This window comes from Rhodococcus sp. NPDC059968, assembly GCF_042738615.1.
Lineage (GTDB): Bacteria > Actinomycetota > Actinomycetes > Mycobacteriales > Mycobacteriaceae > Rhodococcus_F.
Window position 1 is genome coordinate 1 of sequence record NZ_JBHWUE010000121.1, and the last position, 26,126, is coordinate 26,126.

A 26,126-nucleotide genomic window follows, 5' to 3' on the forward strand; every position below is an offset into this window, starting at 1 on the left:
GATTGAATCGGGCCCTCGGTGATGCGGCGCTCGCCGAGATTCGGCGACAACTGACCTACAAGACCGAGTGGGCCGGCACCGGACTGCACGTGGCAGACCAAACTGCCCCTGACAGTTCGGGTGTTCACCTGCGATGCGTGCGGATACCGCGCGGATCGTGATCACAACGCCGCCCTCAACCTCGCTGCCCTCGCAGCTGGTGACGGTGGTGCGTCTTCGGCGAGTTGCGGACGAGACGTGAAAGACGCCCGACAGAAACCAACCATAAGACCCGCCGCCCGGCGGGCAGACGGTATCGCTGCGGGAACACCACCGGATGGTAAACGTGACCGGGGTAACCCGGGCACTCATGCCGAGTGCACTAGACAACACTCAACATGAACGGCGAGATCCAGCTGGAGCCGGGTGGTCGACTGGCCGGGATGATCCGGCACTGCGACTTCGACACCCAGGTGCCGAAGGACGGTGTCCGTCCCGACCTGCTCGTGTACCTCGCGGGCGGCAAGCAGATCGTGGTCGACGCCAAGGTCCCGTTCGCGGCCTACCGGCGCCGAGGTCGGCTGCCAGGGCGAGGTGGGTTCCGCGGCGTCCATGGCCGGTGGACGCCGCGCAGACGGAAGACCCGACCGCTAGGGAACAGCACCTCACCCGGCACGCCCGGCAGCTGCGCACGCACGTCGACCAGTTGGCCGACAAGACGTACTGGGAGTCGTTCGACCCGACGCCGGAGTTCGTGGTGCTGTTCGTGCCCGGTGATCCGTTCCTGGACGCGGCGCTGACCGCCGACTCCGGGCTGCTCACGCGTTCTCGCGAAACGTGATCCTCGCCACCCCACCACCCTCATCGCGTTGCTGCGGACCATCGCGCACACCTGGCGGCAGGAGGCGCTGTCTCAAGACGCCGCGAAAATCCACCAGCTCGGCCGGGAGCTGTATTCGCGGCTGGGCACGGTCGGCGCGCACCTCGACCGCCTCGGCTCACAACTCGGCAAGGCCGTCGACTCGTTCAATCTCACCGTCGCGTCGATGGAGTCCCGGGTCACAGTCACCGCACGCAAGCTCCACGACCTCGACGTGTTCGACGGGGACGTCACCGAGGTCAGCGCCGTCGATTCGTGGCCGCGACGCACAAATCTCGAGGATCTCTCAGGCTCTACCGGTCACGCCAACGAGGCCAGTTAACAAGTTGCCGCTACTGTCGTTGTGTGTCTGCAACCCAACGTGCTCGCTCTGGGGTGCCGCTCGACAGGCGGTCGATTGTCCCTACGGTCCCCGGTCTCCCCTGGTGGGGTGTCATTCTCCTGGCCGTCGGGGTCACCTTTGTCGGATTCGCTGTCGATGCGGCTCGTGGCACCGAACTCACGGCCGCGTTCTCCACGTTCTATTTCCTCGGCTGTGTTCTCGCCGTGGCGGCTGCCGGCAATCGGGCGCTGTTCACCGCGATCGTCCAGCCGCCGCTGATCCTGTTCGTCGCGGTGCCGCTCGGGCAGAGTCTGATCGCGGAGGAGAACAGCACCGCGTTGAAAGACCTGGCGATCAACGTCGCGTACCCGCTGGTCAACCGGTTTCCGGTCATGCTTGCCGCCACCGTGGTAACGCTGCTGATCGGTGGACTCCGCCTTTTCCTGCTGCAGCAACGCAAGACCGGCCCCGCTCGCACGTCGGAGCGGCGACGCGCGCAGCGGGAGCCACGCTCTGCCCGTCCTCGGCGCGCAGCCGAGGGGTCGGAGCAGTCTCCGCCGGCGCGTCGGGCGCGTGACAAGGACGCTGCACGGGAGCACCCCCGCTCGGCGCGACGGGCAGCCACTCCACCGCCTCGCCGCTCGTCCTCGTCGGGCGGACGGACGGCGCCCCCACCACCGATGGTCGACCGGGCCGCACAGGCACCCCGCTCGACACCTCCGCGTAGCACTCAGGCGCCGCGTTCGGTCCCGCCGCGGGCGACGCCGCGACCCCGGCCGAACTCCGACGTGCCTGCCCACCCCATTCCGCAGGTGCGCTACCGCGACCGGTACGAGCCGCCGTTCGAGACGGAGCAGCCCCGCTAGAGCAGGGACAGGGCAGGTAGCGGGCCGATCAGGTCCGCGCGGCGCGCAGCTCGCGCGGCAGTGCGAAGACCAGCGTCTCGTTCGCCGTGGTGACCGGCTGGACGTCGTGGAATCCGTGCTCGTCGAGCAGATCGATCACACCGCGCACCAGGATCTCCGGCACGGACGCACCGGAGGTGATCCCGACCGTTCGGACGCCGTCGAGCCAGGCCGGATCCACTTCGCGCGCGTAGTCGACCAGGTACGACGCCTTCGCGCCCGCATTCAGTGCGACCTCGACGAGGCGAACGGAGTTCGAGGAGTTGCGGGATCCGACGACGATGACGAGGTCGCATTCGGGCGCCATCGCCTTGACCGCCACCTGACGGTTCTGGGTGGCGTAGCAGATGTCGTCGCTCGGCGGGTCCTGCAGATTCGGGAAACGCTCCCGCAGCCGGGCGACGGTCTGCATCGTCTCGTCGACGCTCAACGTGGTCTGCGACAACCAGATGACCTTCGATTCGTCGCGGACGGTCACGGCGTCGACGGAGTCGGGTCCGTCGACCAGCTGCACGTGATCGGGTGCCTCGCCGGCGGTGCCCTCCACTTCCTCGTGGCCCTCGTGGCCGATCAGGAGGATGTCGAAGTCGTCGCGGGCGAAGCGCTTGGCTTCCTGGTGGACCTTCGTGACCAGCGGGCACGTGGCGTCGATGGTGCGCAGGTTGCGCGCCGCGGCCGATTCGTGGACCGCGGGAGATACGCCGTGGGCGGAGAACACCAGCAGCGCGCCCTCCGGAACCTCGTCGGTCTCGTCGACGAAGACGACACCCTGATTGGACAGCGTCTCGACGACGTGCCGGTTGTGGACGATCTCCTTGCGCACGTAGATCGGGGCGCCGTGCTTCTCGAGCGCCTTCTCCACGGTCTCGACGGCGCGGTCCACGCCGGCGCAGTAGCCGCGAGGCTCCGCGAGCAGTACGCGCTTCTCGCCGTCGACACGCGACGCTCCCGAATCTGCCGAACGTGTGATACCCACATTGAGTGGAACAGCCGAAGACATGGTTCCAGACTACGGGTCACCCCGGACGGACGACACTTTCGCGGGGCCTCCGCCGAGTAGTGTGCGCATCGTCGCACCGAAGTCGTCGACGCTGTGGGCACGTCGGCTACCCAAACGTGCCGTTGTCAGGCAGGCTGTGGGAATGATTCGTCCCCCGTTCGTGGCGCGTGTCGCCGCTGGAATCGCCGTGACGGCCGTCGAAGAGGCCAGGAAACTGCCGACCACCGCGGCGACCCTGCCCATGACCGCGGTCAGTCAGGTGCTGCAGACCACGATGCGTGTTCAGCAGTCCATGACGGCGCTGGCCATCAAGGGCGACCAAGCTTTCGCACTGATCAACTGGACCCACGACGACGAGCAGCCGGCCTGGGCCGTCTTCGACGACGACACCGATCCGCAACCCGCCGTCGACGGCGTGACCGACGAGCGGCCGGCCGGACCGGGCCGGTTCGCCCTGTACTCGCTGAGTCCGCAGGACGAGAGCACTCCCGAGAAGGTCTCGACCCCGAAGGCTGCTCCCGCCGCCACCACCAACGGCGCCGCCCCCGTGAAGTCGGCGAGCAAGAAGGCCGCGACCTCCGCGCCGACGGTGGCTGAACCCGAGATCGCCGTCGTACTCGACTACGGCACGCTGACGCTCGCCCAGCTGCGGGCGCGCCTGCGCAGCCTGTCCGTCGAGGACCTCACGACGCTGCTGGACTACGAGAACGCGACCCTGGCGCGCGCGCCGTTCCAGACCATGCTGACCAACCGCATCACCTCCGCCAAGGCCAAGTGACCTCCGCACAGCCCCGCACAGCCAGTACCGGACCGAGTACCGCCGAGCAGCCCTGGCCGGTCCGCACCGTGTCGGCCAAGGTCGCACAGTGGATCGACCGGCTCGGGAGTGTCTGGGTCGAGGGACAGATCACCCAGATCAACGCGCGTCCGGGAACCCGGACCGCGTTTCTGGTGCTGCGGGATCCGTCCGTCGACATGTCGTTGTCGGTGACCTGCTCCCCGCAGCTGCTGCAGAACTCCCCCGTCCCGCTCACCGAGGGCAGCCGGGTGGTGATGTTCGGCAAGTTGTCGTTCTATACCGGCCGGGGTTCGGTCTCGCTGCGGGTGACGGAGATCCGCGCGATCGGGATCGGTGAACTCCTGGCCCGGATCGAGCGGTTGCGTGCGCTGCTGGCCGCGGAGGGCCTGTTCGACCCTCGGCTGAAGCGTCCGCTGCCGTTCCTGCCGGGCACCATCGGGCTGATCACCGGTCGCGCCAGCGCCGCCGAGCACGACGTCCTCAGCGTGGCGCAGCGCCGCTGGCCCGCCGTGCGCTTCGAGGTACGCAACACCCCGGTGCAGGGCGCGACCGCCGTTCCGCAGATGCTCGACGCGTTGAAGGAACTGGACGCCGACCCGCACGTCGACGTGATCATCCTCGCGCGCGGCGGCGGCAGTGTGGAGGACCTGCTGCCGTTCTCCGACGAGACCCTGTGCCGCGCGATCGTCGCTTGCCGAACTCCGGTGGTCAGCGCCATCGGTCACGAGCCGGACAGTCCGCTCAGCGATCACGTCGCCGACGTGCGGGCCGCGACACCGACGGACGCCGCCAAGCGGGTCGTACCGGACGCCGTCGCCGAGCAGGCACTCGTCGGCGAACTGCGGTCGCGGAGCGCGGCTGCGCTGCGCAACTGGGTGCAGCGCGAGTCGCACCTGATCGCCCAGCTGCGGAGCCGGCCGGTGCTCGCCGATCCGCTGCGCGCACTCGACCACCGGTCGGACGAGATCGAACGACCGCGGGAGGCCGGGCGACGCGACATCAGCCGGGCGATCGCCGCGGAGAGCACCACGATCGAGCACCTGCTCGCACGGCTGACGACCCTCGGGCCCGCCGCGACCCTGGCCCGCGGCTACTCCGTGGTTCAGCGGATCGTGCCCGACGGCGATCCCGAGGTACTGCGCTCGGTCGACGACGCCCCACCGGGCACCCAGATTCGCGTTCGAGTCGCCGACGGCGCAATCCGTGCCGCGGTGATGGGAAAGGACAAGTAGGACATGAGTAAGCCCACCGGAAACGACACCGACACCGCGGAGCTCGGCTACGAGGCGGCGCGCGACGAACTCGTCGACGTGGTCAAGGTGCTCGAACAGGGCGGCCTCGACCTCGACGCGTCACTCGCGCTGTGGGAGCGCGGCGAGGCCCTGGCCAAACGCTGCGAGGAGCACCTCGCCGGGGCGCGCAAGCGCGTCGAGACGGCGCTCGCCCACGCCGAGGACGAGGGCTGAGACACCCCCGGCCGTCAGGCCGCGAGGATCGGGGCGTCGGCCGCGGCGGTGGTGAGCAGCTCGAACGCCTCGGGTGACGCACTGCCCGTCACGAGGAGCCGGACGTCGCCGAAGTCGGAGACCCAGATCGGCTCGACACCCTCCCCGCCGTACACGATCCAGCTGTGACCTGCGATGTTCTCGGTTCCCGTCGCTGTACGCGGACCACCCGCGACGAACGGCACGAGCACCGTCTCGGCGGCGTTGCTCTGCGTCAGCTGGATGTAGCGGCCGGCCTCGGTGATGAATCCGACGGTGCTCGAATCGCCGCCGCCGTCGCCGCTGACGATGCTGCGGCTGCCCGAGTTGGGCGTCCAGCCCTCCGGCGTCTCCGGCTTCCGTACCGGGAACGGAAGGTCCTGCGCGTCGTACTTCAGCGCCGCGTCGACGTCGAAGCTGGGGATCGGACCACTGGTGGGCCCGCCCGGGCTGAACGTGCACTGGCTGGCGATACCCGCGATCAGTACGCAGAACAGGACAAGGGGTACGAGCGACCACACCATGTCGCGGTTGTTGTGCAGGATGCGGGGTTTATCAGATGCCACGCCCACCAGTATCCAGGGTCGGTCCCGGAACAACGATTCTCGGTCCCGTGATTCACGCCCCAGCAGCGCACGTCACACTTCTTTCTGGGAGAATCAGCACTGAGATCCACCCGACACTCGGCGGCCGACGGCCACCGACACAGCGTCGACGTACAACGTCGACCGTGACTGCACCAGGAGGCACTGCCCATGACGGCTAGCACCACGTCGAGTCGCCGCGAGGCCCCGGACCGAAATCTTGCTCTGGAATTGGTCCGAGTCACCGAGGCTGGTGCGATGGCTGCCGGTCGCTGGGTCGGCCGTGGCGACAAGGAAGGTGGCGACGGCGCCGCCGTCGACGCCATGCGCCAGCTCGTGAGCTCGGTCTCGATGCGCGGCGTCGTCGTCATCGGCGAGGGCGAGAAGGACGAAGCCCCGATGCTGTTCAACGGCGAAGAGGTCGGCAACGGCGACGGACCCGAATGCGACTTCGCCGTCGACCCGGTCGACGGCACCACCCTGATGGCGAAGGGCATGCCCAACGCGATCGCCGTCCTCGCAGTCGCCGAGCGCGGCGCGATGTTCGACCCGTCCGCCGTGTTCTACATGGAGAAGATCGCCGTCGGTCCCGACGCCGCCGATGTCATCGACATCACCGCGCCCGTCGCCGAGAACATCAAGCGTGTCGCGAAGGTCCGCAAGGCGTCCACCTCCGACGTGACGGTCTGCATCCTCGACCGTCCCCGGCACGCCAGGCTCATCCAGGAGGTCCGGGATACCGGCGCCCGCATCCGCCTCATCTCCGACGGTGACGTCGCGGGTGCGATCGCCGCCGCGCGTCCGGACTCGGGCACCGACATCCTGATCGGCACCGGTGGAACCCCGGAGGGCATCATCGCCGCCGCCGCCATGCGCTGTATGGGTGGTTCGCTACAGGGCCGGCTGGCCCCGACCGACGACGCCGAGCGCCAGAAGGCCATCGACGCAGGCCACGACCTGGATCGCGTGCTGACCACCGAAGATCTCGTGTCCGGTGAGAACGTCTTCTTCTGCGCCACCGGTGTCACGGACGGCGACCTGCTCCGCGGTGTCCGCTACTACGGCGGCGGCGCCTCGACCCAGTCGATCGTGATGCGGTCGAAGTCGGGCACCGTCCGCATGATCGACGCGTACCACCGTCTCGAGAAGCTGCGCGAGTACTCGTCCGTGGACTTCACGGGCGAGGACGGCGCCGTTCCGCCGACGTTCTAGGCGGCTCCGCTGCTCGTGCGCCTTTCCGGTAGCTCCGGCTACCAGAAAGGCGCACGGGGAGCGCCCCCACGACGCGCTCGGAAGTGGCATGTTTGACGCATGACCGAGAGCAGCGAGCAGCAGTACCGGATCGAACACGACACCATGGGCGAGGTGCGGGTGCCCGTGGATGCCCTGTGGCGCGCGCAAACTCAGCGCGCCGTCGAGAACTTCCCGATCAGCGGTCGAGGTCTCGAGCGCACCCAGATACGTGCAATGGGGTTGCTGAAGGCAGCCTGCGCGCAGGTCAACAAGGACCTCGGCCTCCTCGACCCCGAGAAAGCGGACGCCATCATTGCCGCGGCGGGCGAGATCGCCGAGGGCAACCACGACGATCAGTTCCCCATCGACGTCTTCCAGACGGGCTCGGGCACCAGTTCCAACATGAACGCCAACGAGGTGATCGCGTCGATCGCCGCGGCGAACGGTTTAGTCGTCCACCCCAACGACGATGTCAACATGTCGCAGTCGTCCAACGACACCTTTCCCACCGCGACGCACGTCGCGGCCACCGAGTCCGCGGTGAAGGACCTCCTCCCCGCCCTCGACCACCTGCGCCTGGCCCTGCTCGACAAGTCCACCGAGTGGAAGCATGTCGTGAAGTCGGGCCGCACCCACCTCATGGACGCCGTCCCGGTGACCCTCGGTCAGGAGTTCGGCGGTTACGCCCGCCAGATGGAGGCGGGGATGGAGCGGGTCGTGGCCTGCCTTCCCCGGCTCGGTGAGCTGCCCATCGGCGGCACCGCGGTCGGAACGGGGCTCAATGCCCCCGACGGGTTCGGCCCGAAGGTCGTCGCCGAACTGGTCAAGGCGACGGGCGTCGACGCCCTCATACCGGCGAAGAACAGTTTCGAGGCGCAGGCGGCGCGGGACGGCCTGGTGGAGGCGTCCGGCGCGCTGCGCACGATCGCGGTGTCCCTCACCAAGATCGCCAACGACATCCGCTGGATGGGATCGGGACCGCTCACCGGTCTCGGCGAGATCCGTCTCCCCGACCTGCAGCCCGGCAGTTCGATCATGCCCGGCAAGGTCAATCCGGTGCTCCCGGAGGCTGCCACCCAGGTCGCCGCACAGGTGGTCGGCAACGATGCCGCGGTTGCCTGGGGCGGTGCCGCGGGCGCATTCGAACTCAACGTCTACATCCCGATGATGGCGCGGAACCTGCTCGAATCGTTGACGTTGCTGGCCAACGTCACGCGGCTGTTCGCCGACCGGTGCGTCGTGGGGCTCGTCGCGAACACCGAGCACCTCAAGACCCTCGCGGAATCGTCGCCGTCCATCGTGACGCCACTGAACTCCGCGATCGGGTACGAGGAGGCCGCGGCCGTCGCCAAGCAGGCGCTGAAGGAGAAGAAGACCATCCGCGAGACCGTCGTCGACCGGGGTCTGATCGGCGACAAGCTGAGCGAAGAAGAACTCGACAAGCGTCTCGACGTGCTGGCGATGGCGAAGGTCAAGGACTGACCCTGCCGACGGAGAGGGCCCGCACTCGCCTGGAGTGCGGGCCCTTCTCGCGCAGAAGTCCTACAGCAACGCCGACAGCTCGTCGCGGGCCTTCTCGCCCTCCGGTCCGAGATCGGTGCGCCCGGCGATGTTCCATGAGCGGAGCAGCGGAGCGAACACCTTCTCCCCCTGCTGGGCGGGGTCGTAGATGCCGGCCTCGGCGAGCACTGCGGTGCTGTCGGTTCCGCCGGGCAGTGCCACGCTCGGAACGTCGAACGCCTCGATGCGCGACGCGATGGCCCGCATCGTCTGGTCGGGTACCAGCTCGAACGCGGCCTCGACGATGTTCCGGTAGAACAGCGACTGCAGTTCGTCGTCCGTGGCCAGCCGCTCGGCGATCACGGCCACCAGCGCATCCTCGCCGAGTGCTGCCGTGTTGTGATGACGCACCGCCGCGGCCTTTTCCTCGAACGCGGAGTTCGCGAGCATCTCGAGCAGGTGCATCGGCGGCATCGCGTAGCCGCGGACCATCTCGTCCATCCGGGCGCGCTCGAGGGCGACGGGGTCGACGGCACGCGTCACCATCAGGTAGTTCCGGAGCACGATGGAGTGCCGGTTCTCCTCCGCGGTCCAGCGGCCCACCCAGCGCCACCACGGGCCCACCTGGGCGAGGTGCTTGGCGATCTCCCGGTGGTATGCGGGGACGTTGTCCGCCACCAGCACACCCACGGTCAGCGCGAGCGCCTCGACGTCGCTCAGGGTCGACTGATCTGCCGACCAATCCGTTCCACCCATGAACGCAAAGTTCTTGCCCTGGTCCCAGGGAACCAGATCGTGCGGCTGCCAGCCGTCCGCCTCGGCGATGTGACGTGTGAGGTTTTCGTCCACCACCGGGGCCAGCTCACTGAGCAGCTGCGAGTCATTCTTTTCAATCGGCATCCGCACACCGTAGCGTCCGCGCCCCGGCGCGGGGTCGACCACTGGTGAATTCGACGGGAACAACGCCGACGTTGTGACGAAAACAGCCTGGTCATGGGCTTGCAGTCGTTAGGCTTGCGGTGTACCCCGGGCCCGAGCAGAGGATCACCAATGCGCAGACATCGGAACCTGACGATACTTCTGTCGGCTCTCGCGCTCGGCGGGTCACTCGTGACGGGTTGTGGCTCCGACACGGACGACTCCGGGTCCGCCGCGACGTCCGGCGCGAACCCCACCTCGCAGTCCTCCCAGCCGCCGAACCCGGGCACGGTCGCGGGCGTCGACATCCCCGACGGTCAGATCGACGACGCCGTGGGCCGTCTCGACGAACTGGCGAACAAGTTGATGGAGAGTTCCGGACTTCCGGGCATGGCGGTCGCCGTCGTCCACGGTGGGCAGACCGTCTATGCGAAGGGTTTCGGGGTGCGCGAGGCGGGCGCCGATCAGAAGGTGGACGCCGACACCGTGTTCCAGCTGGCGTCGATGTCGAAGCCGGTGGGGTCCACGGTGGTGGCCCATCAGGTCGATGCCGGCGTCGTCGGCTGGGACACTCCCGTGGCGTCCAAGTTGCCCGGTTTCGCCCTCGCCGACCCGTGGGTCACCGAGCACGTCACGGTGGGCGATCTGTACTCGCACCGGTCGGGGTTGCCCGATCATGCCGGCGATCTGCTCGAGGATATGGGCTACAACCAGCGGCAGGTGCTCGACAAGCTACGGCTCGACCCGCTGAACCCGTTCCGGATCACCTACGAATACACCAACTTCGGCCTCACCGCGGCGGCGGAGGCCGTGGCGGCGGCATCCGGGACCGATTGGGCGACGCTCTCCGAGCAGGCGATTTACCAGCCGCTGGGGATGTCCTCCACGAGTTCGCGATTCGCCGATTATCAGGCCCGCAGCGACCGCGCAGTCGCGCACCAACTCGTCGACGGCAAGTACGTCGCCGATGCGGTACGCAACCCCGACGCGCAGTCCCCCGCAGGCGGGGTGAGCTCGTCCGTAAACGACGTGGGCAAATGGCTGGCGATGCTGCTGGCCGACGGAACGTTCGAGGGCAAGGAGATCGTGTCCGCCGACGCACTGCTTCCCGCGGTCAGTCCCCAGATGGTGTCCAGCCCACCCCGTTCGATGGACAGCCGTCCGGGGTCCTACGGTTACGGGTTCAACGTCTCGACCACGTCGGCGGGCCGGGTCTCCCTCAGCCACTCCGGCGGGTTCCAGCTCGGGGTGGCGACGAACTTCGTCGCGATACCGTCCGCCGACGTCGCCATCGTCGCACTGACCAACGGGTCGCCCATCGGCATTCCCGAGGCCCTCACCGCCGAGTTCGCCGACCTCGTGCAGTTCGGGGAGATCCGCGAGGACTGGAGATCGTTGTACCGGCAGGCCATCGCGCCGATGGACGAGCCCGAGGGCAGTCTCGTCGGCCAGACGGCCCCCGCGAACCCGTCGCCATCGCAACCCCTCCCGACCTACGCGGGCACCTACGGCAACCCGTATTGGGGTCCCGCCGTCGTCACCGAGAGCAACGGCGCGCTGTCGCTCCAACTCGGACCCGCCGGTCAGACCTTCCCACTCACCCACTGGGACGGCGACACCTTCACCTTCACACCCGGCGGTGAGAACGCCCCACCCGGAACCATCTCGAAGGCCACGTTCGCCGGCAACAACGTCACACTCGAGTACTACGACACGGAAGGCCGCGGGACATTCGTCCGCTGAGCCGAGACATCGACGGGGAGAAGATCATGAGCACGAACTCGCACACACCGACGGGAACCACTCGAACGGACACGGCAGACGTCCAGATCGTCCGGGCCTTCCTGGACGCACTCGTCGCCGGCGACCCGGACACCGCACGGCAGTATCTCCACCAGGACATCGTGTGGCACAACGTGTCCCTGCCCAAGATCCGCGGCCTCGACTCCGTCATGCGGATACTCCGCGGAATGAGCCGCCCCGGTGTCGGATTCGACGTGCGCCTGCACCACATCGCCGGCGACGGAACAGCCGTGCTGACCGAACGTACCGACATCCTGATCTACAAGCGGGTGCGCAGCGAATTCTGGGTGTGCGGCACGTTCGAGATGAAGGACGGCAAGATCGCCGTCTGGCGCGACTACTTCAGCAGCCGGGATTTCCTGTGGGGCACGCTCAAAGGGATCGTGCGCGCCTTCTGACGTGTCCGCCCGATGTCACCTCGGTCCGATCGGACCGTGCGACATCGGGCGGAACACGCTGCGCGGCAGGCGCCTACGGCGTCGGCCCGAACTCCTCCAGCATCTCCGTCACGAGCGCCGCGATCGGCGAACGCTCACTGCGCGTCAACGTGATGTGCGCGAACAGCGGATGCCCCTTGAGCTTCTCGATCACCGCGGCCACACCGTCGTGACGTCCGACCCTCAGGTTGTCGCGCTGTGCGACGTCGTGGGTGAGGATCACCCTGGAGCCGCTGCCGAGGCGGGAGAGCACCGTGAGCAGCACGTTGCGTTCCAGCGACTGCGCCTCGTCCACGATCACGAACGAATCGTGCAGTGACCGTCCGCGAATATGCGTGAGTGGCAACACTTCCAGCATGCCGCGGCTGATCACCTCGTCCATCACCTCGGTGCTGGCGAGGCCGTCGAGAGTGTCGAAGACCGCCTGGGCCCACGGGCCCATCTTCTCGCTCTCGCTACCCGGCAGGTAGCCGAGTTCCTGCCCGCCCACCGCGTAGAGCGGCCGGAAGACAACGACTTTCCGCTGCGTGCGACGCTCGAGCACGGCCTCCAGCCCGGCCGTCAACGCCAGCGCCGATTTGCCGGTGCCCGCCTTGCCGCCCAGCGACACGATGCCCACACTGTCGTCCAGCAGGATGTCCAGGGCGATCCGCTGCTCGGCCGAACGTCCGTGCAGACCGAACGCCTCACGCTCCCCCCGCACCAACTGCACCCGCTTCTCGGCGTTAACGCGGCCCAATGCGCTCGACGAACCACCCAGCAGCCGAATACCCGTGTGGCACGGAAGCTCCCGAGCCTCCTCCAGATCGACGACACCCTCGGAGAACAATTCGTCGATCGACGAGGACGCCACGTCCAGTTCGGCCATCCCCGTCCAACCCGACGGAACGACGTCGTGGGCGTGGTACTCGTCGGCGGGAAGACCCACCGCACCGGCCTTCACACGCAGCGGGATGTCCTTGCTGACCAGGACGACGTCACCACCCTCGGCCTCGAGGTTCAGTGCGCAGGCCAGGATCCTCGAATCGTTGCTGTCCGTGCGGAATCCGACCGGGAGAACCGACGGGTCGGTGTGGTTCAGCTCGACCTGCAGGGTGCCGCCCTCGGTGCCGATCGGCACGGGCTGGTCGAGACGACTGTATTCCAGACGGAGGTCGTCGAGCATGCGCAGCGATTCTCTTGCGAACCATCCCAACTCGTGGTGGTGCCGCTTCCCTTCGAGCTCGCTGATCACGACGAGGGGAAGCACCACACGGTGCTCGGCGAACCTGGTGACGGCCCAGGGGTCGGACAGCAGTACGGAGGTATCGAGTACGAATGTACGAACTGCAGAATCCGACGATTTCCTGGGGGCGGCGGACGAGCGTCCGACGCGGGCTGAGACGGAGCGTGAAGCAGTCACGTTGGCTCCTAGGTCTGCGTGGCACCCACGCAAACTCGGTTCGCTGGACCGGTCCGTCCCTGGTGTGTCACCACACGAGGGCCGGGCGCCGGCCCCCTCGCACTGAGTGTGTCAGCCACGATCAGGACCTCCCGTACAAGCAACTTCCCCGCTGCCTGTTACCCCAGACGGTACTGCCAAACACGCCGGACGGCCGTGCGAGCGGCGGGCGTGTCGGTGAACATCACGTTACGTGGAGGCGCCTTCGGCGCCCGTGCGTGGTTAACGAGTCCTTGCACTCGCAGGCCACGCACGGGCGGCGGAGCCGCCTAGATCAGGCGCCAGTCCTCGAGACCCTCGTACAGCGGGAAGTCGGCGGCGAGCTTCGACACGCGGGACTTCAGCGTCTCGACGTCGGACGATCCGGCGAGTGCGGTGCCGATGATGTCGGCGACCTCGGTGAACTGCTCGTCCCCGAACCCGCGCGATGCGAGCGCCGCCGTGCCGATCCGGAGGCCGGACGTGACCATCGGCGGGCGCGGGTCGAACGGCACCGCGTTGCGGTTGACGGTGATGCCGACCTCGTGAAGAAGGTCCTCACCCTGCTGGCCGTCGAGCTGCGAGTTGCGCAGGTCGACGAGCACGAGGTGCACGTCGGTGCCGCCGGTGAGGACGCTGACACCCTTGTCGACGACGTCCGAGCCGGTCAGGCGCTCGGCGAGGATCTTCGCGCCGGTCAGGGTGCGCTGCTGACGATCCTTGAACTCCTCGGTGCCGGCGATCTTCAGGGAGACGGCCTTGGCGGCGATGGCGTGCATCAGCGGCCCGCCCTGCTGGCCGGGGAATACGGCGGAGTTGAGCTTCTTCGCCCATTCCTGCTTGGCCAGGATCAGGCCGGACCGGGGCCCGCCGAGCGTCTTGTGGACGGTGCTGGACACGACGTCGGCGTAGGGCACGGGCGACGGGTGCAGCCCGGCCGCGACCAGGCCCGCGAAGTGCGCCATGTCGACCCACAGGTACGCGCCGACCTCGTCGGCGATCGAACGGAACGCGGCGAAGTCCTCGTGACGCGGGTACGCGGACCAGCCGGCGACGATGACCTTCGGCTGCGCGGCGACGGCGATCTTGCGGACCTCGTCCATGTCGATGCGGTGGTCTTCCTTGCTGACCCCGTACGACGCGACGTCGTAGAGCTTGCCGGAGAAGTTCAGCTTCATGCCGTGCGTGAGGTGGCCGCCGTGCGCCAGGTCGAGGCCGAGGAGCTTCTCACCCGGGTTCATCAGGGCCATCAGCACCGCCGCGTTGGCCTGTGCGCCGGAGTGCGGCTGGACGTTCGCGAAGTCGGCGCCGAACAGTTCCTTGGCGCGGGTGCGGGCGAGATCCTCGATGACGTCGACGTGCTCGCAGCCACCGTAGTAGCGGCGTCCCGGGTATCCCTCGGCGTACTTGTTGGTGAGGACGCTGCCCTGAGCCTGGAGGACCGCGCGGGGAACGAAGTTCTCCGACGCGATCATCTCCAGCGTGTCGCGCTGACGGGCCAGCTCACCTGCCATGGCCTGGGCGACTTCGGGGTCGAGTTCGGCTAGGGGGGCCGTGTTGACGTCGGTACCGGGCACAGCGGTCATCGAGGGATCTCCAAGCTGGATGCGGAAACGAATGCTCCCAGTCTACGAAGTACCCGTGAGGACTTCCTAACCGCCCGTGGTGAGGTACCCCTCACCGGCGCGCAGGACGCTGGGCACGAGCGGCTCGTCGAGCAGTCGACGGAACCGCTCCGACCGCTCCGCACCGACGGGCACCTCGGCCAGCCAGCCGCCGAGCAGGCGGTATCCCTCCACATAGGTGCTGGTGTACGCCCGCCACAGCGGCGACGACAGGAACCGTAGCGACTGCCTGGCCCGCTCGGGGGTCGACAGGCTCCACCGCTGCAGGAACGCGGCGACGTCGTCGTGGCTGCGGCCCTCGTCGTGCAGCATCATCGCCGCGTCCTGCCGCACACCGAGCAGCTGCCCGGACGCCCCGGACAGGCGTTGCGCCTGCTCACCGTCGAATCGCAGGCCCAGGTCGGCGTAAATTTCCTGCGCCCACAGCCCCCAGTCGGACCCGACGATCGATTCGAGCGCGAGGTCCGCGAGTCCCTCGGCCATCAGGCACTGCGGGGTGTTGACGACGAACAACGTCTGCTCGAGCTGTCCCGCGCCGACCAGTCCGGCTTCCTTGCGGCAGTGCTCGGTGTGGTGGCCGGGGTAGGACTCGTGCGCGATCAGCCGCGGCAGGTTCGACATGTGCTGCTTGAGGTCGGAGTTGATCGCGACCCGGGAACGGTAGTCGCCGAGGTAGTAGTTGAACCCCGACCACGGCTTGTCGCCCACCACCTCGTACTCGACGACCTCCGAGTCGGGCAGTGCGTAGTGCTCCCGCACGAGGTCGCGCAGCGCACTGGAGAAGGCGTCGACACATTCCTGCAACCGGTCCGCGGGGATCTCGTCCTTCGCGCGGTGGGCCTGGATGCGTTCGGCAAGCGGCCCCGTTCCGGGCAGCACGGCGTCCATCTTCCGGTGCGCCTCCCGGTACTGCTCCTCGTCGCCGCGTTCGATGCGGACGTCGAAGTACGCCTCGACCTCGTCGACGAAGCCGACGTCGTCACCCGCGAACTTGCGCCCCGAGCATTCGAGGGCGCGGAGATGGACGTCGAGGAACCGGGTCCGCTCCTCGGACAGTCCCGCCGACGGCAACTCGGCGCGGAGGTTCGCCGCCGTGCGCGCGAGATCGCGCGGATCGGGCTTCGGCGCGTTCTCCACCTGCCTGCGCAGCGCGGGATCGCCGGTATACGCGTCGACGAATCCTTCCTCCAGCCGGTCGAAACCCAGCCCGAGCAGCAAGTATTCGCGTACGAACGAAACGGATTCCATGCCGTCCGACCTTAGTCGCAGACGCGTCTGCCCGACCCGCCGACAGCGCAGCCTGTGGCACCAAGCACAATCCGACTATGCAACCGCTACTCGCCAGCGCAACGACGACGGCAGAGATTCTGGGCATGGACCGCTCACTCCCCCGTGTACCCGAGTGTGAGCGGAACTGATGGCGCGGACGAGCGAGTCCAGTCCGTACGTCGAATTCGACCGGAAGCAGTGGCGCACACTGCGTAAGTCGACGCCACTCGTCCTGACCGAGGAAGAGCTGTACGGACTGCGGGGCCTCGGCGAGCAGATCGACCTCGAAGAGGTCGCAGAGGTGTACCTGCCGCTGTCGCGTCTGATCCACCTGCAGGTCGCGGCCAGGCAGCGACTGTTCGCCGCGACCGCGACGTTCCTCGGCGAGAAGCACCCCGACCAGCAGGTGCCGTTCGTGATCGGCGTCGCCGGCAGTGTCGCGGTCGGCAAGTCCACCACCGCCCGTGTCCTCCAGGCCCTCCTCGCTCGGTGGGAGCACCACCCGCGCGTCGACCTGGTGACGACGGACGGCTTCCTGTATCCGACGGCCGAGCTGAACCGCCGCGGGATCATGCACCGCAAGGGCTTTCCCGAGAGTTACGACCGCCGCAAGCTGCTGCGGTTCGTCACCGAGGTGAAGTCGGGGGCCGAAGAGGTGGCCGCGCCGGTCTATTCACACATCTCGTACGACATCATCCCGGGCCAGTACCACCTGATCCGGCAGCCCGACATCCTCATCATCGAGGGCCTGAACGTGCTGCAGACCGGTCCCCGGCTCATGGTGTCGGACCTGTTCGACTTCTCGATCTACGTCGACGGCCGCATCGAGGACATCGAGAACTGGTACATCCAGCGTTTTCTCGCGCTGCGCAAGACGTCGTTCTCCGATCCCGACGCGCACTTCCACCACTACGCCGGATTGTCCGACCGGGACGCGACGGCCGCCGCTCAGGAGATCTGGCACAACATCAACCGGCCGAACCTCGTGGAGAACATCCTGCCGACGCGTCCGCGCGCCACGCTCGTGCTGCGCAAGGACGCGAATCATTCGATCAACCGGCTGCGTCTGCGCAAGCTGTAGGTGAGTGGCGAAGTGTGTTCGGGCACGCTTCGCCGCTCACGTCAGATGCCGAACCTGCGGTGCCGGGCGGCGTAGTCGCGCAGCGCGCGGAGGAAGTCGACGCGCCGGAACTCGGGCCAGTACGCCTCCGTGAACCAGATCTCGGAGTAGGCGCTCTGCCACAGCAGGAACCCCGACAGCCGCTGCTCCCCCGACGTGCGGATCACGAGGTCGGGGTCGGGCTGGCCGGATGTGTAAAGGTGACCGTCGATGCCGTCGATTGTGATCGATTTCACGAGGTCGTCCCCCGACAGTCCCGCGAGGAGTTTCTCGCTCAGCAGTGACTGCACGGCGTCGGCGATCTCCTGGCGGCCGCCGTAGCCGATCGCGACGTTGACGTGGGTGCCGGTGCGACCCTCGGTCCCGGCGGCCGCGTCGCGAAGACGCCGCGACTGTTCGGCGGGCAGGAGGTCGAGGGCGCCGACGATCTTGACGCTCCAGTTCTTGTCGGGGCCGGAGATCTCCTCGACGACGTCCGTGATGATCTCGAGCAGGGTGTCGAGTTCCCCGGGGTCGCGGCGCAGGTTCTCGGTCGACAGCAGGTAGATGGTGGCCATCTCGATGCCCGCGGCGTCGCACCAGCCGAGCATTTCGGAGATCTTCAGGGCGCCCATGCGGTGGCCGTGGCTGACGTCCTCGAAGCCGTTCTCCCGGGCCCACCGCCGGTTGCCGTCGCACATCACGGCAATGTGCCGAGGGTGCTGTAGACCGTCGAGCCGCTTCAGTAGCCGACGCTCGTAGATGCTGTACAGCAGTCCTCGCGCACTCACCTGGAGATCACCATGACACGCAAGACTACGCCGCAGCCGAAGACGATCCGCGACGGCCGTCACACAGCGCACGACTTCCTGCTACCGACGGGTACGCTCTCACCACAAGCTAACCTACGGTTGCGTAGGTTAGCGCCACGCACAGCGAGAAGAGGTGTTCAGTGACCGCTTTCGGCCTCGACGAACTGCCCGTCAAGCCCCGACTGCGAGGGTGGATTCACCTGTGGGCGTTCGGCGTCTCCGTGATCGCCGGCATCGTCCTCGTCACACTGTCGGGCACCCAGGTGTCCGGGGAAGCGGCGCTCGCCACCGCCGTCTACAGCCTCACGGTGTGCGGTGTGTTCGGGGTCAGCGCCACCTACCACCGCATCCACTGGAACACCGTCTCGGCTCGCACGTGGATGAAGCGCGCGGACCACTCGATGATCTTCCTGTTCATCGCCGGCAGCTACACCCCGTTCGCGGTGCTGGGACTTCCGCCCGACACGGGCCGGACGCTGCTGATCGTCGTATGGGCGGGGGCGGTCGCGGGGGTCGCGCTGAAAATGCTGTGGCCGACGGCACCACGCTGGGTCGGGGTGCCGCTCTACCTGCTGCTCGGCTGGGCCATCGTCCCCGTCGCACCCGAACTGACGCACGAGGTCGGCGTCCTCCCGATGGTGCTGCTGCTGATCGGCGGCATCCTGTACTCGGTCGGCGCGATCCTCTACGCCACCAAGTGGCCCAACCCCTGGCCGACCACGTTCGGGCATCACGAGTTCTTCCACGCCGCCACCGTCATCGCGGCCCTGTGCCACTACATCGCCGTGTGGCTGGTGGTGTTTCGGTAACCGCGGGACTACCGGCTCAACGCGACACCGAGGTCCTCGACCGTCGACACCGGGCGGTCACACACGAACCCGCGGCACACGTACGCCGCGGACGCGCCGCCGACCAGCGGCCGGTCGGCGAGCAGCGGTGACGAGTCCGGTGCGCCGCCGACCACGACGGCACCGCCGGGAGCGAGTCTGCGCGCCTCCCGGAGCAGGGTGGAATCGCCGTCGGTTGCCACGGCCACCTGGATCGGGCCGCGCACCGACGCCTCGGCCACCGCGAGCCAGTGCCCGGCCGATCGCGGCGCGCGCTCCAGAAGCAGTGCCACCCGGTCGAGCGATTCGGCGGCCGCGGTCGCGTACCGTCCCGACGCCTCCACGTCGGCCACCGCGGCCGCGGTGAGCAGCGCCTCGACCAGACACGACGCTCCGGACGGCGTCGCACCGTCGACCGGGTCACGGGGACGGGTCACCAGGGTTTCGGCGTCGTCGGCGGTGTCGAACCAGCTGCCCGGCCGCTCCTCGTCGGCGAAATGAATCAGGGCGCGGTCGAGCAGAGCCTGCGCGTGCGTCAGCCACTCGCTGTCGCCGGTCGCCTGATACAACGCGAGAAGGCCCGTCGCCAGGCAGGCGTAGTCCTCGAGCACCCCGGCCGATTCGCCGACGGACATTCCCAGGGACGCCCGCCGCAGACGCCCGTCGACGACGTGCAATCCCAGCACCGCACGCGCGCAGTCGGCGGCCGCGGCCACCCACTCCGGCCTGCCGAGCCCGGCACCGGCCTCGGCGAGTGCGGTGATCGTGAGGCCGTTCCAGGCGGTGACCACCTTGTCGTCGCGTCCCGGCTGCGGCCGCGTCGCACGCTGGGCGAGCAGCGTGTCCCGGATCCGGCGCCAGCGGTCCCAGTCGTCCGGATCGCGCGGAAGCTGCAGGACGGACGTGCCGGCCTCGAACGTGCCGGCCGCGGTCACCGCGAACACCCGGGCCGCCCACTCCCCGTCCTCTGGACCGAGGACCTCGACGAGCTGCTCCGGGGTCCACACGTACGTGAGTCCCTCGACACCCTCGGTGTCGGCGTCGAGGGCGGACGCGCACGACCCGTTGCCGGTGCGCAGATCGCGCAGCAGGAACTCGACGGTCTCCTCGGTGACGCGGACGGCCAGGTCCGAGCCCGTGCGCCGCCCCAGGTGCGCGTACGCGCGCAGCAACTGGGCGTTGTCGTAGAGCATCTTCTCGAAGTGCGGCACCACCCACGCGGCGTCGACCGAGTACCGGGCGAATCCGCCGCCGAGCTGGTCGTAGAGGCCGCCGCGCGCCATCGCCGACGCCGTCCGCGCCACCACGCCGAGCACGTCGTCGCCGCCGGACCGCTCGTAGGTGCGCAGCAGGCCTTCCATCAGCGCGGACGGCGGAAACTTGGGGGCTCCCCCGAACCCTCCGCGGTCGGCGTCCTCGTCCGCCAGCACGGCTCCGGCGGCCGCGTCCAGCAGGGCTGCGTCCACCCGGACATCACCCTCGGGGATCCCGCCGGCTCCCCGCCGCAGCTCGGCGACCACCGAGGCGGCCGCCTCGTCGACGTCACCGCGGCGGTCCCGCCACGTGTCGGCGATGGCTCCCAGCAACTGGGTGAACGACGGCATCCCACCGCGCGGCTCGGCCGGGTAGTAGGTGCCGCAGTAGAACGGGGCGCCGTCGGGAGTGAGGAAGCACGTCATCGGCCAGCCGCCCTGGCCGGTCATCGCGACCGTGGCGTTCATGTACACGGCATCGAGGTCCGGACGCTCCTCGCGGTCGACCTTGACGCACACGAAATGCTCGTTCATCAGCGACGCCACCGCCTCGTCCTCGAAGGACTCGTGGGCCATCACGTGGCACCAGTGGCACGCCGAGTATCCGATCGACAACAGGATCGGGACGTCCCGCTCGCGCGCCCACTCGGTCGCCTCCGGACCCCACTGCTGCCAGTGCACGGGGTTGTCGGCGTGCTGTCGCAGATAGGGGCTGGTGGACCCACCGAGTGTGTTCTGTGCGCGTGGGTCCATGTCCAGCTCCTGTTCGACTACTTCTGCAGGTTGGGCGGGGTGTCCGTGGGCTTCGGCGGTTCGGTGCCGCTCACGCCGCCACCGTGGATCGCGCCGCGGTCGGTGCCCTCGTCCACTTCCTGGTCCGGTTCGGGATGCTCCGGCTCGAACGTCTCGGGCAGGTTCTTGAGTTTCTTGTTCATCGAACGCACCAGCAGCACCACACCCGCGAGCAACGCGAGAATGACGACGAGGCCGATGGGCGACGCCTTGCCGAACTCGGGACCGGACGGGCTGCTCGGCGTCTGCGCCAGCACGTCCGCCGCGCCGGCCAGAATGTTCACCGTCAACGCATTCACTGCTGTCCGTCCTCGTTGATGCCCGCGAACAGATCGTTCTCCGGGATGGAGGTGGTGACCCGGGTCTTGGCGAGCTCGAATTCCTCGGTCGGCCAGATCTTCTGCTGGATCTCGAGCGGAACCGCGAAGAACGAGCCGTTCGGGTCGATCTGCGTCGCGTGAGCCCGCAACGCGTCGTCACGCTGCGGGAAGTAGTCGCCGCACGTGATCTGGGTGGTGACGCGTGCCATCAGGTCGCCCTGCTCGGTCTTCCACTTCTTGAGCCACTCGGCCATCGGGAACTCTTCGCCGCGGCGGTCGTACTCCTCCTGGAACTGCAGGAGGCGCTTCCGGATGAAGCCGTGCGAGTAGTAGACCTTCTGCACCTTCCACGGTTCGCCGGCGTCGGGGAACCGCTCCGGGTCGGCGGCGGCCTCGTACGCGGCCATCGACACCTCGTGGCAGCGGATGTGATCGGGGTGCGGGTAGCCGCCGTTCTCGTCGTACGTGGTCATGACGTGCGGACGGAACTCGCGGATCGCACGCACCAGCGCCTCGGTCGGCTCCTCGAGCGGAACGAGCGCGAAGCAGCCCTCCGGCAGCGGCGGCTTCGGGTCGCCCTCGGGGAGACCGGAGTCGACGAATCCCAGCCACTGGTGCTGGACTCCGAGGATGCGCGCCGCCTCGGCCATTTCCTCGATGCGGACCTCGTGGATGCGGTCACGCACCCCGGGCACGTCCATCGCGGGGTTGAGGATGTCGCCACGTTCACCACCGGTCAACGTCACGACCTTCACTTCGTTGCCCTCTGCGGCGTAACGGGCCGTTGTCGCGGCACCCTTGCTCGACTCGTCGTCGGGATGGGCATGGACGGCCATGAGCCGGAATCCGCTCACGTATTCGTTCACCTCAACTTCGCCAGTAGCCGTTGCCGGCTTGTCCGTGTCGCGCGCTCTCGCCCTCCGCCATCGCTGACGGCGCACTGACGCACGTCCTCTATAGTTCCACCCGAGAGTTCCGCTTGCAGCCGTGCCCCCGCTCGAGTGCTGTGAGTTACGTGGAACCGGAGCGGTACGAGAGTTGAGAGATGACGAGAACGCTTCCCCCGGGCCGATACACAGCCGCGGCAAAGCCTGCGCGCCCGAAGCGCTGGCTCGTGTGGGCGCTGTCCGCGGCGGTCGTGGTCGTCGGCGTGATCGTGGCGTTCGTCGCCTACAACAAGTTCGCCGTCTCCGAGATCGACAGTGAGGCCACGTCGTTCGATCTGGTGAGTGACTCGCAGCTGGACATCACGTTCACCGTCACCCGCGAGGATCCGTCCCAGGCCGCGGTCTGCATCGTCCGCTCCCGCTCCAAGGACGGTTCCGAGACCGGCCGGCGCGAGGTGTACATCGCCGGCGGCGAAGACCAGACGGTGAAAGTCACCGCCCCTGTCTACACGTCGCGCCCGCCCGCGATGGGCGACATCTACGGCTGCAGCCTGGACGTTCCCGCCTATCTGACCGGCGGCTGAGACCAGCGCAGCCGAGCGACCGTTCGGGTTATTCGGGGTTTGCACTCCCCGATCGTGCTAGAATCGCCAGGTACACGGTTCCGGTTTGGAACCGTGTATTGCTGCATTGGCGGCAAGGCGGAAATCGAACGGCCCCGGCCGTCGAATTGTGCCGAGCCGTTGATCACTGCTGTTGCAGTGGTCTGTCGAGGGAGCCCGGCGGCTCCAACTACGAGGGAGTGATCGAGATGACCGAGACCCAGGTGACCTGGCTGACCCAGGAGTCACATGACAGGCTCAAGAGCGAACTCGACCAGCTCATTGCCAATCGTCCGGTCATCGCCGCCGAGATCAACGAGCGTCGCGAAGAGGGCGATCTGAAGGAGAACGGTGGCTACCACGCGGCCCGCGAAGAGCAGGGTCAGCAGGAGGCACGCATCCGCCAGCTTCAGGAACTCCTGAACAGCGCGAAGGTCGGCGAAGCGCCCACCCAGTCCGGTGTCGCACTGCCCGGTTCCGTGGTGAAGGTGTACTACGACGGCGACGAGAAGGACACCGAGACGTTCCTGATCGCCACCCGCGAAGAGGGTGCACGCGACAACAAGCTCGAGGTCTACTCCCCCAACTCCCCGCTGGGTGGGGCACTGCTCGAGGCGAAGGTCGGCGAAACCCGCGAATACACGCTGCCCAACGGCAGCAGCATGAAGGTGACGCTCGTCAGCGCGGAGCCGTACCACAGCTGATCTCGGATCAACCGCCGAAAACTCCGGTCCGGGCCAAGCGCCCGGGCCGGAGTTTTTTGCGTCGACGCCGGTGAGCGGGATCAGAAGACCCTGCGGGCCTTCATGTCGGCGAATACGGGACCGACGCGCACCACGTCGCCGGTTGTCGGGGCGTGCAGCATCTGGCCGTTTCCGACGTAGATCGCGACGTGTCCCGGCCCACCCGACTGCCAGTTGCCGAACAACAGGTCTCCGGGCCTGGCCTCGGACAGCGGAATCTCGACCCCGACGCCCCACTGCGTTTCCGACGTGCGAGGCAGCTTGATGCCCGTCGCGGCGTACACCGCGAACGAGGTGAGGCCCGAACAATCGAAGCCGCCACCGGACGGTCCGTTGATGTTGCCGCCGCCCCAGACGTACGGCAGCCCGATGAACCGCATGGCCGCCTCGACGACGCGGCCCATGTCGCCCGCGGCCGCACCGTAGAAGAACGGCGACAGCATGCGCGCGAACGAATCCTCGAGCGAGCGGATCCGCGCGACGTACGGCTGGGTTTCGTGCTCGTAGTCGAACTTCCCGGCAGGCATTCCACCGGCCGTTCGCACGGCACCGGGGCCCGCGTTGTAGGCGGCGAGTGTGAGGTCGAGGGTGTCACCCTTGACCACACCCTCCTTCTTCCAGCCCTCGATCTGCCCGAACAGGTCGCACAGCATCTGGCCGGACGCCATCATCGGGTCGGCGACGCCGTTGATGTCGACCTTGCCGTCGCCGTCCGCGTCCTTGCCGTATTTGGCCCAGGCCGGGGGCATGAACTGGCCGGGACCGCGGGCGCCCGCCCGAGACACCGGTGACGTCGCGCCGTAGCGGAAACCGTTCTCGACCGAATACAGGGCCGCCAGCGTCGGCGGCTTGATGCCTTCGCACAGCGACCCGGCCTTGCGGATCCACGGCGCGAAGACGGCGATGGCGCCGACCGGCGCGAGCGAGACACCGGGGAAGCCGGCGGGGACGGACGGGATCAGCGATCCGAGTCCGCTGATCAGGGCCGGGACCCCCGGCAGAGCGGCGAGGCCCCCGATCGCCGTTCCGACGTCGGGGGCGCTCATCGCGGGGGGCTGGTCGAGTGGAGTGTCCGGGAGTGCCAGCGGGGGAACCGGGGCAGGCGGCGGCGCCGCGACGGCGGGCGGCGGCGGAATGTAGGGGTCGGTTGCCTGCTTCACCACATCCGAGGCCTGGGTCACCATCTGCTCGGCCTGCACGCGGGCCGGTTCCGGGAGAGTCGATATCGCGTCGTTTACTTGTTTCTGAACGTCGGGCGAGGCCTGCTCGACCACCTGAATTGCTTCGGCTGCTTGATCTTTCACCGGCTGCGGTATGTCCGCTCCCTGAACGATGGCCCCCGCTGCGGTGGTGATCGCCACGATGATCGCCGCTGCATCAACTGACATACGTGCGCTCCTCCTCCTCGGTGCACCTAACCGAGTGAGTTCACGTTACGACGGGGCACAGCAGGTGCGAGGCGATTCTGCGGGATTGATCCGTTTCCTACCGTGACCTGCGGGAGCGCGGCACCTGGCGAATCACGTCGCCTCGGTCACCCACGCACAGTCACGAAACGTTCGCTGAGGATCTCGACCAGGTCGGCCGGATCCGTGGTCTCGTCGTCCAACATCTCGAGGAGGGGCGCGCGCTGAGCCGGCGCGATCGGTTCGATTCCCCCGAAGATCTGCCACGTGTCACCCGCCGGGACGACGCGGGCACAGATCAGATTCCCGACGTGCAATTGCCGGCTCGCGGATCCTTCTCTGATCTCGTGCCGGTCGCCGGTGCGCAGGTCCCGCAGTGTCAGACCCTCACCCGGCCGAACCTCCTCCACCTCGTGCACCGACCGTTCGACCTCCTGCCACTGCCGTGCGAGTGCGAACTCGTCCGGGGGCAGCAGGTCGCCACGGCTGTCGACGAAGTCGGTGAACGCACCGCCTTCGAAAAGTGCGACGTCGGCGACCAGCGGGTCGTCCAACGACTCGAGCAGCGCCTCCTCACCGACCCAGAACTCGGACCGAATTTCGGCGAACTCCAAGATCTGATCCCGCCAGCCGAGCTCCTCCGCGTGCAGCTTCGCCTTCTGGTACAGCCACGCGGCCCGCTCGGACAAGGGTTGGTCACCTTTCCCGAGGTGGCAGATCTTGTACTTCTTCCCCGAGCCGCACCAGCATGGATGGTTTCGGCCCAGCCCCGGCCTGGGAGTTGGCTGAAAGTGTTCGAGCACAGCGTGCAGCGTCTCTACGTCCCCGCCGGCCATCCGATTCAGCAACGACAGTCCGCGGACGGCGTCGCCTCGATCCGACGCGAAGCGGGCAAGGTCGAAGAGAGCGGGATCGAACGCTCCGTCCACGGCGAGAGCGTAGTGGTAATGATCTTCGGCCTGCTCCGGGAAGCCCTCCATCTCGGTGGCGCGCCCCGCGATCCACGACGCGGCTGCTTTCACTTCGCGGGGTCCCGACACGAGCAGCAGTTGCGCTGCCTCCAGCACCACGCTCGGATCCACGTCCGCGTCGAACAGCTCGTGAGCGGCGACTTCCACGACAGCCGGATCGGCTAGCGGGAGTTTCCTGGATAAGTTGATCATGGAGGGTGTTATGGCTGGTCAACTGTGGTGCGGGTGGCGGATTGGTGTATGACCTAAGTCGTGG

25 protein-coding genes and 1 pseudogene are annotated in these 26,126 nt (G+C 67.9%); 14 read left to right on the forward strand and 12 right to left on the reverse strand.

The window, feature by feature from the left end; all coding sequences use genetic code 11:
- Positions 1 to 120 precede the first annotated feature (120 nt).
- The 3 genes and pseudogenes from ACFWAY_RS46505 (at position 121) to ACFWAY_RS46515 (ending at position 2,047) form a co-directional block, all read left to right on the forward strand.
- Positions 121 to 381 (forward strand): zinc ribbon domain-containing protein, encoded by a 261-nt coding sequence (locus ACFWAY_RS46505; RefSeq protein ID WP_378451642.1) that lies wholly within the window; start codon positions 121 to 123, stop codon positions 379 to 381.
- A gap of 2 nt (positions 382 to 383) precedes the next feature.
- A pseudogene (locus ACFWAY_RS46510) lies at positions 384 to 1,181 on the forward strand (DNA recombination protein RmuC); the annotation flags it as partial.
- Between the two features lie 23 nt (positions 1,182 to 1,204).
- Positions 1,205 to 2,047 (forward strand): DUF6542 domain-containing protein, encoded by an 843-nt coding sequence (locus ACFWAY_RS46515; protein WP_378515374.1) that lies wholly within the window; start codon positions 1,205 to 1,207, stop codon positions 2,045 to 2,047.
- A gap of 28 nt (positions 2,048 to 2,075) precedes the next feature.
- Here ACFWAY_RS46515 and ACFWAY_RS46520 read toward each other — a convergent pair whose 3' ends face one another.
- Positions 2,076 to 3,086, reverse strand: coding sequence for a 4-hydroxy-3-methylbut-2-enyl diphosphate reductase (locus ACFWAY_RS46520; RefSeq protein WP_378515376.1), 1,011 nt, complete (start codon positions 3,084 to 3,086; stop codon positions 2,076 to 2,078).
- Positions 3,087 to 3,228: 142 nt separating this feature from the next.
- Between ACFWAY_RS46520 and ACFWAY_RS46525 the strand changes: the two genes are divergently transcribed.
- The 3 genes from ACFWAY_RS46525 to ACFWAY_RS46535 are packed head-to-tail and all read left to right on the forward strand — an operon-like array spanning position 3,229 to position 5,351.
- Positions 3,229 to 3,864 (forward strand): lipid droplet-associated protein, encoded by a 636-nt coding sequence (locus ACFWAY_RS46525; RefSeq protein ID WP_378515378.1) that lies wholly within the window; start codon positions 3,229 to 3,231, stop codon positions 3,862 to 3,864.
- Positions 3,861 to 5,117 carry an exodeoxyribonuclease VII large subunit gene (gene xseA / locus ACFWAY_RS46530; protein ID WP_378515379.1) on the forward strand — a complete coding sequence of 419 codons (1,257 nt, stop codon included), beginning with the start codon at positions 3,861 to 3,863 and terminating at the stop codon, positions 5,115 to 5,117. The genes ACFWAY_RS46525 and xseA overlap by 4 nt, the downstream gene beginning before the upstream one ends.
- A gap of 3 nt (positions 5,118 to 5,120) precedes the next feature.
- Positions 5,121 to 5,351: an exodeoxyribonuclease VII small subunit gene (locus ACFWAY_RS46535; protein ID WP_378451647.1), complete on the forward strand. Its 231-nt coding sequence runs from the start codon at positions 5,121 to 5,123 to the stop codon at positions 5,349 to 5,351.
- A 14-nt stretch (positions 5,352 to 5,365) separates the two neighbouring features.
- Here the strand turns inward: ACFWAY_RS46535 and ACFWAY_RS46540 are convergent, their stop codons facing one another.
- Positions 5,366 to 5,935, reverse strand: a complete 570-nt coding sequence (locus ACFWAY_RS46540; RefSeq protein WP_378515381.1) for a DUF4245 domain-containing protein — start codon at positions 5,933 to 5,935, stop codon at positions 5,366 to 5,368.
- Between the two features lie 189 nt (positions 5,936 to 6,124).
- Between ACFWAY_RS46540 and glpX the strand changes: the two genes are divergently transcribed.
- Positions 6,125 to 7,165 carry a class II fructose-bisphosphatase gene (gene glpX, locus ACFWAY_RS46545; protein ID WP_378451649.1) on the forward strand — a complete coding sequence of 347 codons (1,041 nt, stop codon included), beginning with the start codon at positions 6,125 to 6,127 and terminating at the stop codon, positions 7,163 to 7,165.
- Positions 7,166 to 7,264: 99 nt separating this feature from the next.
- Positions 7,265 to 8,668 (forward strand): class II fumarate hydratase, encoded by a 1,404-nt coding sequence (locus ACFWAY_RS46550; RefSeq protein WP_378515383.1) that lies wholly within the window; start codon positions 7,265 to 7,267, stop codon positions 8,666 to 8,668.
- A 60-nt stretch (positions 8,669 to 8,728) separates the two neighbouring features.
- On the opposite strand, the gene ACFWAY_RS46555 is transcribed toward ACFWAY_RS46550, so the two are convergent.
- Positions 8,729 to 9,586, reverse strand: coding sequence for an acyl-ACP desaturase (locus ACFWAY_RS46555; protein WP_378515384.1), 858 nt, complete (start codon positions 9,584 to 9,586; stop codon positions 8,729 to 8,731).
- Between the two features lie 150 nt (positions 9,587 to 9,736).
- On the opposite strand from ACFWAY_RS46555, the gene ACFWAY_RS46560 reads away from it, so the two are divergent.
- Positions 9,737 to 11,347 (forward strand): serine hydrolase, encoded by a 1,611-nt coding sequence (locus ACFWAY_RS46560; protein ID WP_378515385.1) that lies wholly within the window; start codon positions 9,737 to 9,739, stop codon positions 11,345 to 11,347.
- 26 nt (positions 11,348 to 11,373) lie between these two features.
- Positions 11,374 to 11,805 (forward strand): limonene-1,2-epoxide hydrolase family protein, encoded by a 432-nt coding sequence (locus ACFWAY_RS46565; protein WP_378451653.1) that lies wholly within the window; start codon positions 11,374 to 11,376, stop codon positions 11,803 to 11,805.
- A gap of 73 nt (positions 11,806 to 11,878) precedes the next feature.
- On the opposite strand, the gene ACFWAY_RS46570 is transcribed toward ACFWAY_RS46565, so the two are convergent.
- From ACFWAY_RS46570 to ACFWAY_RS46580, 3 genes are all read right to left on the reverse strand, one after another.
- Positions 11,879 to 13,246: a PhoH family protein gene (locus tag ACFWAY_RS46570; RefSeq protein ID WP_378451654.1), complete on the reverse strand. Its 1,368-nt coding sequence runs from the start codon at positions 13,244 to 13,246 to the stop codon at positions 11,879 to 11,881.
- 308 nt (positions 13,247 to 13,554) lie between these two features.
- Complete coding sequence (gene glyA, locus ACFWAY_RS46575) at positions 13,555 to 14,850, reverse strand: serine hydroxymethyltransferase (RefSeq protein ID WP_378451655.1); 1,296 nt, start codon at positions 14,848 to 14,850, stop codon at positions 13,555 to 13,557.
- A 66-nt stretch (positions 14,851 to 14,916) separates the two neighbouring features.
- Complete coding sequence (locus ACFWAY_RS46580) at positions 14,917 to 16,137, reverse strand: DUF885 domain-containing protein (RefSeq protein ID WP_378515387.1); 1,221 nt, start codon at positions 16,135 to 16,137, stop codon at positions 14,917 to 14,919.
- A 169-nt stretch (positions 16,138 to 16,306) separates the two neighbouring features.
- Here ACFWAY_RS46580 and coaA point away from each other — a divergent pair, with 169 nt between their 5' ends.
- Positions 16,307 to 17,239, forward strand: coding sequence for a type I pantothenate kinase (coaA, locus tag ACFWAY_RS46585; RefSeq protein WP_378451657.1), 933 nt, complete (start codon positions 16,307 to 16,309; stop codon positions 17,237 to 17,239).
- A 41-nt stretch (positions 17,240 to 17,280) separates the two neighbouring features.
- Here coaA and ACFWAY_RS46590 read toward each other — a convergent pair whose 3' ends face one another.
- Positions 17,281 to 18,048: an isoprenyl transferase gene (locus ACFWAY_RS46590; protein ID WP_378451658.1), complete on the reverse strand. Its 768-nt coding sequence runs from the start codon at positions 18,046 to 18,048 to the stop codon at positions 17,281 to 17,283.
- Positions 18,049 to 18,209: 161 nt separating this feature from the next.
- On the opposite strand from ACFWAY_RS46590, the gene ACFWAY_RS46595 reads away from it, so the two are divergent.
- A complete protein-coding gene (locus ACFWAY_RS46595; RefSeq protein WP_378515388.1) occupies positions 18,210 to 18,878 on the forward strand; it encodes a hemolysin III family protein in 669 nt (222 codons plus the stop codon).
- A gap of 8 nt (positions 18,879 to 18,886) precedes the next feature.
- Here the strand turns inward: ACFWAY_RS46595 and ACFWAY_RS46600 are convergent, their stop codons facing one another.
- From ACFWAY_RS46600 to mca, 3 genes are read right to left on the reverse strand one after another with little or no spacing between them, the layout of a single operon-like run.
- Positions 18,887 to 20,902: a thioredoxin domain-containing protein gene (locus tag ACFWAY_RS46600; RefSeq protein WP_378515389.1), complete on the reverse strand. Its 2,016-nt coding sequence runs from the start codon at positions 20,900 to 20,902 to the stop codon at positions 18,887 to 18,889.
- Positions 20,903 to 20,919: 17 nt separating this feature from the next.
- Entirely contained in the window at positions 20,920 to 21,240 is a 321-nt protein-coding gene (locus ACFWAY_RS46605) for a hypothetical protein (RefSeq protein WP_378451660.1), read from the reverse strand.
- Positions 21,237 to 22,115 (reverse strand): mycothiol conjugate amidase Mca, encoded by an 879-nt coding sequence (gene mca, locus ACFWAY_RS46610; RefSeq protein WP_378515390.1) that lies wholly within the window; start codon positions 22,113 to 22,115, stop codon positions 21,237 to 21,239. Before mca ends, ACFWAY_RS46605 begins: the two co-directional genes overlap by 4 nt.
- Positions 22,116 to 22,306: 191 nt before the next feature.
- Between mca and ACFWAY_RS46615 the strand changes: the two genes are divergently transcribed.
- Positions 22,307 to 22,732, forward strand: coding sequence for a DUF4307 domain-containing protein (locus ACFWAY_RS46615; protein ID WP_378451662.1), 426 nt, complete (start codon positions 22,307 to 22,309; stop codon positions 22,730 to 22,732).
- 227 nt (positions 22,733 to 22,959) lie between these two features.
- Positions 22,960 to 23,454, forward strand: a complete 495-nt coding sequence (gene greA, locus ACFWAY_RS46620) for a transcription elongation factor GreA (protein ID WP_005238978.1) — start codon at positions 22,960 to 22,962, stop codon at positions 23,452 to 23,454.
- Positions 23,455 to 23,534: 80 nt separating this feature from the next.
- Here greA and ACFWAY_RS46625 read toward each other — a convergent pair whose 3' ends face one another.
- The gene (locus ACFWAY_RS46625; protein WP_378515392.1) at positions 23,535 to 24,881 is read right to left on the reverse strand and encodes an NlpC/P60 family protein; all 1,347 of its coding nucleotides are present in this window, start codon (positions 24,879 to 24,881) and stop codon (positions 23,535 to 23,537) included.
- 146 nt (positions 24,882 to 25,027) lie between these two features.
- Entirely contained in the window at positions 25,028 to 26,062 is a 1,035-nt protein-coding gene (locus ACFWAY_RS46630; protein WP_378515393.1) for an SEC-C domain-containing protein, read from the reverse strand.
- Positions 26,063 to 26,126 lie beyond the last annotated feature (64 nt).